Raw genomic sequence first — 9,501 nt, forward strand, 5'->3', positions numbered from 1 at the left:
GGCCTGAAAGCGGAGAAAGCCGGGCCTCGAAGGGGATCGGCGACCAGACCGGCGGCCGGACCAGGTCATCGACACCTCGGCGCGCACGGCAAGATGGGGGCGTGCTGCGCATCGACGACCCCCGGTTCTCCTGGCCCCTGCTGACCCTCGACGAGCCGGCGCTCGACCACAACATCGCCACCGTCGCGGGCGCCTTCTCCGCCGCGGGCGTGGAGCACGCACCGCACGTCAAGACCCACATGTCGCGCCAGATCTGGGAACGGCAGGTCGCCGCCGGGGCATGGGGCGCCACCGTGGCCACGCCCGCGCAGCTCCGGACGACGCTCGGCTGGGGCCTCCCCGGCGCGGGACGCCGGGCGTTCCTCGCCAACGAGCTCGTGGACCCCCGCGAGATCGCCTGGCTCCGCAGCGCGCTGGGCGACGGCACCGCGGACGAGGTCTGGGTCTACGCCGACTCCGCGCGCGGCGTCGACCTGCTCGCCGCCGGGTTTGCCGGCGCCGCCCCCGAGGTCGCCGCGCGGCTCGGCGTGCTCGTCGAGCTCGGCGTCCCGGGCGGCCGCACCGGCGTACGCACCGTGGCCGACGCCGTGGCGCTCGCGCGCCGCGTGCACGACGCCGGGCTCCGCCTGGTCGGCATCGCCGGCTACGAGGGTCCCGTGGCCGGCGGGACCAGCGCCGAGGAGCTGGCCGCCGTCGGCCGCTGGTGCGACGGGCTGCGGGACGCCGGGGCGCAGGTCGCGGACCTCGTCGACGGGCCCGTCGTGCTGAGCGCTGGCGGCAGCGCTTTCGCCGACGTCGTGACACAGCGCCTCGGGGAGCCGCTCACGGCCGCCGACGGCGCGCCCGTCCCGACCCGCGTCGTCCTCCGGTCCGGCGCCTACGTGACCCACGACCACGGCCACTACCTCCGCACCGACCCGTGGACCCGCCTGGGCGCCGAGCCGCTGCGCCCCGCGATCACGGTCTGGGCCTCGGTGCTGTCCGCACCCGAGCCCGGGCTGGTCATCTGCGGGATGGGCCGCCGCGACGTCTCGTTCGACATCGACCTGCCGACGCCGCTCGTCGTGCGCCCGGCCGACGCCGACGGCCGGCTGGGGGAGGCCCGCGAGCTGTCCGGCGTCACCGTGACCGCGCTCAACGACCAGCACGCCTACCTGTCGCTCGACGCGGCGGCGGACGGCGGGGCCGACGGCGCCCTCCGACCCGGCGACGTGGTCGGGTTCGGCATCTCGCACCCGTGCACCACGCTCGACAAGTACCGCACCGCCCTGGTGACCCGCGGCGACGAGGTCGCCGAGCAGGTCACCCTGAGCTTCTGAACCACCACCGAGATACCCGCAAGGAGAACCAGATGACCGCGAAGACCGCCATCTCGACCCCGGACGCCCCGGCGCCCGCGCACACCTTCCACCAAGGCGTGCGGAAGGGACCGTTCGTGCAGGTCTCGGGCCAGGGCCCCATGGACCCGGCGACGAACGAGTACGTGCATCTGGGCGACGTGGCCGCCCAGACCACCCGCACGCTCGAGAACGTCCGGGCGATCGTCGAGGCCGGCGGCGCGACGTTCGACGACGTCGTGATGCTGCGGGTCTACCTCACCAAGCGCGAGGACTTCGGAACGATGAACGAGGCCTACGGCGAGTTCGTGACCAAGCACTGCCCCGGCGGCGTGCTGCCGAGCCGCACCACCGTGTTCACGGGGCTCCCGCGCGAGGAGATGCTCGTGGAGATCGACGCGCTCGCGATCACCGACTGACCCGGCACGGACCACGGCCCTGACTCGACGAATGCGGTTCGTCGGGTCAGGGCCGTGGTGTGTTGTGGGCGGGGCCAGGCGAGGCGGGGCGTGTGGGCGGGGTCAGTCCGCCGGGGCCGGCTCCGGGTCGGCGGGCGGCGGCGTCGGGCCGGTGGACCGGGCCCTGGCGACCTGCCGGCGTACGCCGACCACCGCCAGCAGCACCAGGCCGGCGAGCAGGAGCCACGGCGTGATCGCGCCGAGCACGAGGACCACCACGTTGAACGTGCTCACCAGGGCGCTCCACCCCGCGGACAGGCCACCGACGAAGCCGCCGGGCCGGGCCTGCGCCGCCGGCGTGCCCTCCGCGACGATCTCGACGTGCAGGGTGGACATCGCCACCTCGTCCGAGAGCCGGTTCCGCTCGGACACCCGTGAGTCCAGCTCGGCCTGACGCGTCGCCAGCTCGGCCTCGATCTCGATGAGGTCGGCGGTGCGGTCGGCGTCGGCCATGAGCTCGCGCAGCCGGTCGGTCGAGGTGCGGAGCGCCTCGATGCGGGCGTCGAGGTCCTGCGCGGTGCCGGTCACGTCCACCGTCTCGACGTGCCGGTCGCGCACGTCGCCGAGCTCGTCGAGCGCGTCCAGCGTGGCCGAGACGCGGTCGGCGGGGATGCGGAGCGTCATCGACGCGCTGCCCAGCTCGTCGTCGGTCTCGGCCCGCTCGTCCCGGGCCTCGACGCGGCCGCCCGCATCCTCGACCAGGTCGGCTATCTTCTCGGCCGCGCCGAACGGGTCGTCCACCACGAGCGTCGCGCTGCCGGTGGTGATGAGCTCGCGGTCGACGGCCTCCTCGCGGGCCTCGGCGACGCCGATGGCGCCGGCTGCCGCGTCGGTCGCGGCGTCGGGCGCGGCAAGCTCGCTGCGTGCGCCGTCGCCGCCGGTCGCCGCCTCGGAGCCGCTGGAGTCCCCGGCTCCGCCGCCCGAGCATGCTGCCAGGGACACGGCGAGCGCGCCCCCGACGACTGTTGCCAATAGTGCGTGGACGAGTCGGCGCGCGGGCGGGCCCGCGTCCCCCAGGGCAGACCGGTTGCGCATCATGGGACGAGCGTAGGAGCCAGGAAGTGCCGGAAGCCGCCTCACCTGAGAACTGTGATCCCTTTGTGAACTTGTGGCCCCGGTGACCCGATTTTTCATCGCTTATGCGCGGTTCTTGATCACGTTCCGGTCACGCCGTGCTCCTCGCGCCCGCGTGCGGCAGGCTCGGTTTCGTCAGGCACGTGAAGTAATCCGTCCACGTCGAACAGGGTGTGTCCCACGCCAGGAGCAGCGTGACCCAAGTAACAGTCTTGTTACGGGTCATACCGGGCAATGGACAGGGACTCTGTTAAGGAGGTCTACTAACAAACATGGCGACGGCGACAGAACGCAGCGGCACCGGGCGAGGGCTCGGGGCACGGCTGCGCGCGACGTCCAAGGTGCTTCCCGAGCACGCCAGGGCGCACAACCGGTCCCTGGTGCTCCAGCACCTCTTCCACGAGGGGCCCACCTCCCGGGCCGACCTCGCACGAGCCACCTCGCTCACCCGCGTCACGATCTCCGACCTGGTCTCGGTGCTCATCACCGAGGGCCTGGTCGAGGAGCTCGGCACGCGGCCCGGCCAGCGCGTGGGCAAGCCCGCGATCCTGGTGGGCCTGCGCACGGACGCCTACCAGATCGTGGCGGTCGACCTCACCGAGCACGGCCACATGCGCGGCGCGGTGCTCAGCCTCACCGGCGAGATCATGGTGCGCCGCCAGCTCGACATCGACGGGCGCACGGGCGACGAGCTGGTCGACCTGCTCACCCGGTTTGTCCGGCGGCTCGTCGCGGCGGCCGGTCACCCCGTGATCGGCGTCGGCGTCGGCTCCCCCGGCATCATCACCCTGGACGGGCGCGTCGTCGAGGCGCCCAACCGCGGCTGGTACGACGTGCCGCTGGCGGAGATCCTGGGCGAGCGCCTGGGCCTCCCCGTGCACGTCGCGAACGACGCCAACACCGCGGCGCTCGGCGAGTTCACCTACGGCGGGGCGACCGGCAGCATGCTGGTGGTCACCGTGGGCGCGGGCGTCGGCGCGGGCGTGGTGGTCGACGGCGTGCGGGTGCACGGCCAGCGCGACGCCGCCGGCGAGATCGGCCACGTCACCGTGGTCGACGACGGCGAGCCGTGCGCGTGCGGGCGTGTGGGCTGCCTCGAGACGGTGCTCTCCGTGCCGGCGCTGCGGCGCGCGGTCGCGGACAAGAGCCCAGAAGATTCCGACGCCGCCCTGGCGTCGGCCGGCCGGGTGCTGGGCGTGACCCTCGCCCCGGTCGTCAGCGCGCTCAACCTCACGGAGGTGCTGCTGAGCGGTCCGCGCGACCTGCTCGACGGCCCCCTGCGCGAGGCTGCGCTGGACACCATCCGACAGCGGACCATGCCGGCCATCAACACCGGCCTGCAGCTGCGGATGGCCGCACTCGACGAGGACGTGGTGCTGGCGGGTGCCGCCGTCCTCGTGCTTTCCGCCCAGCTGGGGGTCTCGTGAGCATCAGTGCGCACGCGTGGGCGGTGGGCATCCCATCGAGCTTTCCCTTTGTTCCGCGACACACGGTCGTATCCCGGGAGGAACCCACACGTGAAGAACAACCGTCTCGTCGGCGCTGCGGCGTCGGCGATCACCCTGACGCTCGCGCTCAGCGCCTGCGGTAACGCCGGCGGCGCTGCCGCCCCCGAGGAGACCGGCCCCGGCGAGGTCCGGGTCTGGCTCGTCGGTACCGACACGCCCCCCGAGGCGCGCGACTACCTCAAGAAGACCTTCGAGGAGGAGAACCCGGGCAGCACCCTCACGATCGAGGAGCAGGCCTGGGACGGCCTCGTCGACAAGTACACGACGGCGCTGGCCGGCTCGGACGCCCCCGACGTGGTCGAGATCGGCAACACGCAGGCCGCCGCGTTCACCTCGAACGGCTACTTCCGTGAGATCACCGCGGACGAGTTCGAGACGCTGGGCGGCTCCGACCTGCTCCCGGGCTTCGTCGAGGCCGGCGACTGGGAGGGCAAGCACTACGCCCTGCCGTACTACTCGGGTTCGCGCGTGGTCTTCTACTCCGAGCAGGTCCTGGGCGACACCAAGGTGCCGACCACGCTCGACGAGTACGTCGAGACCGCCGTCGACCTGAAGACGGACGACCTGTCGGGCGTGTACTGGCCCGGTCAGGACTGGTACAACGCGCTGCCCTTCATCTGGGAGAACGGCGGCTACGTCGCCGAGCAGGCCGAGGACGGCACGTGGGACGCCGGCTTCTCCTCCGAGGGCGGCCTCGCCGGCCTGGAGCAGATCCAGACGATCATGACCAAGGGCAACAACGCCCCGTCCGACGCGCAGGAGACCGACCTGCAGGTGCCGTTCTGCGAGGGCAAGGTCGCCTTCCTCTCGGCGCCGAGCTGGATCCAGTGGTCCATCAACGCACCCGAGAAGCCGGAGGACCCGGACGGCGTGCCGGGCTGCGCCTCCACCTACGGCTCGGACCTCCAGGGCATCGCCCTGCCGGGCAAGGACGGCGGCGCCGCGCAGGTGTTCGCCGGCGGCTCCAACATCGCCATCGCGCAGAAGTCGGCCCGTCCCGACCTCGCGATGAGCGCCTACGAGATCCTGCTCAGCGACGAGTACCAGTCCATCCTCGCCGGCATCGGCCTGTTCCCGGCCAAGACCTCGCTCTTCGAGAAGGTCGACCAGTCGACCTCGATCGGCAAGGCCGCCGCCGAGGCCGCTGCCAACGCGAAGCTCACGCCGGCCTCCCCGAAGTGGGCCGACGTCGAGTCGCAGAGCCTGCTGCAGACCGCCTTCTCGCGGATCGCCGCCGGCGACGACGTGAAGACGGTTGCCGAGAAGCTGGACGCCGACATCGAGGCGATCCTCAACAGCTGATCGTCGTCAGCACGACTTCCCGTCCCGCCCGGTGACCTCAGGATCCCGGGCGGGACGGGACACCACTGCCCGTCTGACGCCGTCGGCCGCTCCCACGCGGAGCGCGGCTGTCGTGCGCCTCGCAGGAAGACAGGACATGAGCTCCACACTTCTCGACCCACCGGTGGCCGCGCCCCACCAAGAGATCCGGCAGAAGAACCGGACCCCCTACCTGCCGTGGCTGATGCTCTCGGCCACGATGATCCTGCTCGGTGTGCTGACGGGCTACCCCGTCCTGCGCCTCGTCGTGATGTCGTTCCAGGAGTACGAGCGCGCCCAGCTCATGGGCATGCCCGCCGAGTGGGTCGGGCTCGACAACTACGTGACGATCCTGACCGACGTGGACGGTTTCTGGACCGTCCTGCTGCGCAGCTTCGTGCTCATGGTCGTCCTCGTGGTGATCACGATGGTGCTCGGCATGCTCGTGGCGCTGCTGATGATCCGGGTCGGAAAGGCCCTGCGGCTCCTGGTGTCGGTGGGCCTGCTGCTGGCCTGGGCCATGCCGTCGCTGGCCGCGACCACCGTGTGGGGCTGGATCTTCGACACGCAGTACGGCGTGGTGAACAACCTGCTCACGGCGCTCACCGGGGACCGGTGGTTCGGCTACTCCTGGCTGCTCAACCCGTTGTCGTTCTTCACGATCCTCACCTGCATCGTCGTGTGGGGCGCGGTGCCGTTCGTCGCGTTCACGCTGTACGCGGGCCTGACGCAGGTCCCGGAGGAGGTCATGGAGGCGGCGCAGCTCGACGGCGCGAGCGCGTTCCAGCGCTTCCGGCTCATCCAGGTGCCCTACGTGCGCAGCATCATCACCGTGCTCGTGGTCCTGTCGATGATCTGGGACCTGAAGCTGTTCACCCAGGTGTTCGTGCTGCAGGACATCGGCGGCGACCGTGAGCTGACCAACACCATCGGCGTCTACATCTACCAGATGGGCATGGCCCAGGGGCACTACGGCCTGGCGAGCGCGATCGGCGTCGTCTTCGTCGTCGTCATGCTGGCCATCGCCTATCCCTACGTGCGCCGCACGCTGCGGGAGGACGAGCAGTGATCAAGATCCGTAAGCGCCTGGCCGACACCGGGTACGGCGTCATCGCCGTGATCGTCTTCGCCCTGTCGGCGTTCCCCGTGTACTGGATGGTCAGTACGTCGTTCCTGCCGAACAACCGGATCCGCGGCGAGAACCTGGCGTTCTTCCCGACGCCGGACGTGTTCACCCTCGACAACTACCGCTCGGCGATGTTCGGCCAGGTGCGGGCACCCTTCCCGCCGGCCGTGGCGAACTCCATCGGGGCCACGTTCCTGACGCTCGTCATCACCCTGGTCGTGGGCTTCGTCGCGGCGCTGGCCCTCACCCGGTTCCAGTTCAAGGGCCGCCGGACGTTCATCGTGCTGATCCTGGTCGTCCAGATGATCCCGGGAGAGGCGATGATCATCTCGATGTTCCGGATCGTCGACGGCTGGCAGCTCCTGAACACCATCATCGGCCTGACCATCGTGTATGCCGCCGGTGTGCTGCCGTTCACCATCTGGACGCTGCGCGGATTCGTCAACGGTGTACCCAAGGAGCTGGAGGAGGCTGCCATGATCGACGGGTGCTCCCGGGTGGGCGCGTTCTGGCGGGTCACGTTCCCGCTGCTCGCGCCGGGCCTGGTGGCCACCGGCGTGTTCGCCTTCATCCAGGCGTGGAACGAGTTCGTCATGGCGCTGGTGATCATGCAGCGGCCCGACGCGATGACCCTCCCGCTCTGGCTGCGGACGTTCGTGCAGGCCACGCAGGCCACCAACTGGGGTGCGGTGATGGCCGCGTCGGTGCTCATCGCCATCCCCGCGGTGATCTTCTTCCTCATCGTGCAGGGCCGGATGACCGGCGGGCTGGTCTCCGGCGCGGTGAAGGGCTGATGGGCGGTCGGCGGAAGTCCGGCAGTGGCAGTTCCACGGGTAGGTCGAGCAAGCGAAAGGTCGGGATGGGAAAGGTCGGCAAGCGGGAGGGTGGCGCCCGGTCGGTGAGCGGGAGCGCGCCCGAGTACACGGTCGGCCTCGACATCGGCGGCACCAAGATCCTCGGTGCGCTCCTCGACCCGGCGGGCGAGGTGGTCGCCACGGTGCGCCGGTCCACGGTGCACGGCGCCGAGGGCCTGGTCGCCGGCGCGGCGCAGGCGGTGCGGGACGTGGTGGAGTCCGGCGGGGTGGAGCTCGCGGCCGTGGTCGGCGTCGGGCTGGGCATCCCCGGCATCGTCGACCACGTCTCCGGCACCGTGAAGCACGCGGTCAACCTGGGGGTGCACGACGACGAGCTGCCGCTCGCCGACCTGCTCTCCCTGGCCCTGGGCGGCGTGCCGGTGGTGGTCGAGAACGACCTCAACGTGGCCGCCGTCGGCGCCGCGCACGTGCTGGAGCGCTCGGAGAGCCCGGCGGGCGGGACCGGCGGCGCGCCGGAGCACGAGGACCTCGCGTTCCTCGCCCTGGGTACGGGCCTCGCGTCCGGCCTGGTGCTGGACGGCGAGCTGCGCCGCGGCGCGAGCGGCGCGGCCGGCGAGATCGGGCACATCCCGGTGGACCCGCTCGGGCCGGAGTGCCCGTGCGGTCAGCGCGGCTGCCTGGAGCGGTTCGCGTCGGGCAAGGCGCTGGAGGCGGCGTGGCCGTCGCGGTACGGCAAGCCCGCCCCGGTGGAGCTGTTCGAGGCGGCGCGGGCCGGCGACGAGGAGGCGATCGCGGTCAAGGACCGGTTCGCGTCCGCGACGGCGTCCGCCGTGCGCCTGCTGGTGCTCGCCACCGACGTGCGGCACGTCGTGCTCGGCGGCGGCGTCGCGCTGCTCGGCACCGAGCTGCTCGACGCGGTGCAGGACGCGCTGCGCGAGCAGGCCAAGGTGTCGTCGTTCCTCGGGTCGCTGAAGCTGGCGGACCGGGTCAGGCTGGCGCCGACGCACGTTCCGGTCGCGGCGGTGGGCGCCGCGGTGCTGGGGAGGAGGAGCTGATGGAGGTCGTGATCGCGCCGGCGGCTGAGCTGGCGAGGCTGGCGGCGGACGCCGTGGAGGGTCTGCTGCGCGCCAACCCGGAGACCGTGCTGGGGCTGGCCACCGGGTCCTCGCCCCTGGCGGTGTACGACGAGCTGGCCACCCGGCACAAGGAGGGGCTCTCGTTCGCGCGGGCCCGGGCGTTCATGCTCGACGAGTACGTCGGCCTGAGCGCGGACCACCCCGAGCGGTACCGCAACGTGATCGAGAAGGAGTTCGCCTCCCGCGTCGACCTGCCCGCCGGGTCCGTCCAGGGTCCCGACGGGCTCGCGGAGGACCTGCCCGCGGCGTGCGCCGCCTACGAGCAGGCGATCACGGACGCCGGGGGCGTGGACCTGCAGCTCCTGGGCATCGGCACGGACGGGCACATCGCGTTCAACGAGCCCGGCTCCTCGCTCGCCTCGCGCACCCGGATCAAGACCCTGACGAAGCAGACCCGGGAGGACAACGCCCGGTTCTTCGGCGGCTCCTTCGACGACGTGCCCCGGCACTGCCTCACGCAGGGTCTCGCCACGATCATGTCGGCGCGGCACCTGGTGCTGCTGGCGACCGGGCGGGCCAAGGCCGAGGCCGTGCACCAGCTCGTGGAGGGCCCGATCTCGGCGATGTGGCCCGCCACGATCATGCAGCTGCACCCGCACGCCACCGTGCTGGTCGACGACGCGGCAGCCTCCAGGCTCCAGCTCGGCGACTACTACCGGCAGACCTACGCCGACAAGCCCGCCTGGCAGGGCCTGTAGCCACGTGTCAGACGCTCAGGTCACCCGGG

9 protein-coding genes are annotated in these 9,501 nt (G+C 71.8%); 8 read left to right on the top strand and 1 reads right to left on the bottom strand.

The window, feature by feature from the left end; all coding sequences use genetic code 11:
* Positions 1–101 precede the first annotated feature (101 nt).
* The gene (locus ACFWEJ_RS23400) at positions 102–1,319 is read left to right on the top strand and encodes an alanine racemase (protein ID WP_377231582.1); all 1,218 of its coding nucleotides are present in this window, start codon (positions 102–104) and stop codon (positions 1,317–1,319) included.
* Positions 1,320–1,351: 32 nt separating this feature from the next.
* Positions 1,352–1,756 carry a RidA family protein gene (locus tag ACFWEJ_RS23405; protein WP_377231583.1) on the top strand — a complete coding sequence of 135 codons (405 nt, stop codon included), beginning with the start codon at positions 1,352–1,354 and terminating at the stop codon, positions 1,754–1,756.
* Between the two features lie 102 nt (positions 1,757–1,858).
* Here ACFWEJ_RS23405 and ACFWEJ_RS23410 read toward each other — a convergent pair whose 3' ends face one another.
* Complete coding sequence (locus tag ACFWEJ_RS23410; RefSeq protein WP_377231584.1) at positions 1,859–2,737, bottom strand: DUF4349 domain-containing protein; 879 nt, start codon at positions 2,735–2,737, stop codon at positions 1,859–1,861.
* A 404-nt stretch (positions 2,738–3,141) separates the two neighbouring features.
* On the opposite strand from ACFWEJ_RS23410, the gene ACFWEJ_RS23415 reads away from it, so the two are divergent.
* The 6 genes from ACFWEJ_RS23415 to nagB all read left to right on the top strand — a co-directional run bounded on the left by ACFWEJ_RS23415 (position 3,142) and on the right by nagB (position 9,472).
* Positions 3,142–4,296 (top strand): ROK family protein, encoded by a 1,155-nt coding sequence (locus tag ACFWEJ_RS23415; protein WP_377231585.1) that lies wholly within the window; start codon positions 3,142–3,144, stop codon positions 4,294–4,296.
* Between the two features lie 90 nt (positions 4,297–4,386).
* Entirely contained in the window at positions 4,387–5,679 is a 1,293-nt protein-coding gene (locus ACFWEJ_RS23420; RefSeq protein ID WP_377231586.1) for an extracellular solute-binding protein, read from the top strand.
* Positions 5,680–5,815: 136 nt separating this feature from the next.
* Entirely contained in the window at positions 5,816–6,766 is a 951-nt protein-coding gene (locus ACFWEJ_RS23425) for a carbohydrate ABC transporter permease (RefSeq protein ID WP_377231587.1), read from the top strand.
* A complete protein-coding gene (locus ACFWEJ_RS23430) occupies positions 6,763–7,617 on the top strand; it encodes a carbohydrate ABC transporter permease (protein WP_377231588.1) in 855 nt (284 codons plus the stop codon). The genes ACFWEJ_RS23425 and ACFWEJ_RS23430 overlap by 4 nt, the downstream gene beginning before the upstream one ends.
* A 65-nt stretch (positions 7,618–7,682) precedes the next feature.
* Positions 7,683–8,693, top strand: a complete 1,011-nt coding sequence (locus tag ACFWEJ_RS23435) for an ROK family protein (RefSeq protein ID WP_377231589.1) — start codon at positions 7,683–7,685, stop codon at positions 8,691–8,693.
* Positions 8,693–9,472 (top strand): glucosamine-6-phosphate deaminase, encoded by a 780-nt coding sequence (gene nagB, locus ACFWEJ_RS23440; protein ID WP_377231590.1) that lies wholly within the window; start codon positions 8,693–8,695, stop codon positions 9,470–9,472. Before ACFWEJ_RS23435 ends, nagB begins: the two co-directional genes overlap by 1 nt.
* The last annotated feature ends 29 nt before the right edge of the window (positions 9,473–9,501 follow it).

It is taken from the genome of Promicromonospora sp. NPDC060204, from assembly GCF_042728455.1.
In the GTDB taxonomy this organism is placed as follows: Bacteria; Actinomycetota; Actinomycetes; order Actinomycetales; family Cellulomonadaceae; genus Promicromonospora.

Excerpts from the sequence above, each read along its gene's own strand:
- ACFWEJ_RS23405 (WP_377231583.1), top strand. The coding sequence starts at position 1,352 with ATGACCGCGAAGACCGCCATCTCGACCCCGGACGCCCCGGCGCCCGCG.
- ACFWEJ_RS23415 (WP_377231585.1), top strand. The coding sequence starts at position 3,142 with ATGGCGACGGCGACAGAACGCAGCGGCACCGGGCGAGGGCTCGGGGCA.
- ACFWEJ_RS23425 (WP_377231587.1), top strand. The coding sequence starts at position 5,816 with ATGAGCTCCACACTTCTCGACCCACCGGTGGCCGCGCCCCACCAAGAG.
- ACFWEJ_RS23435 (WP_377231589.1), top strand. The coding sequence starts at position 7,683 with ATGGGAAAGGTCGGCAAGCGGGAGGGTGGCGCCCGGTCGGTGAGCGGG.
- nagB (WP_377231590.1), top strand. The coding sequence starts at position 8,693 with ATGGAGGTCGTGATCGCGCCGGCGGCTGAGCTGGCGAGGCTGGCGGCG.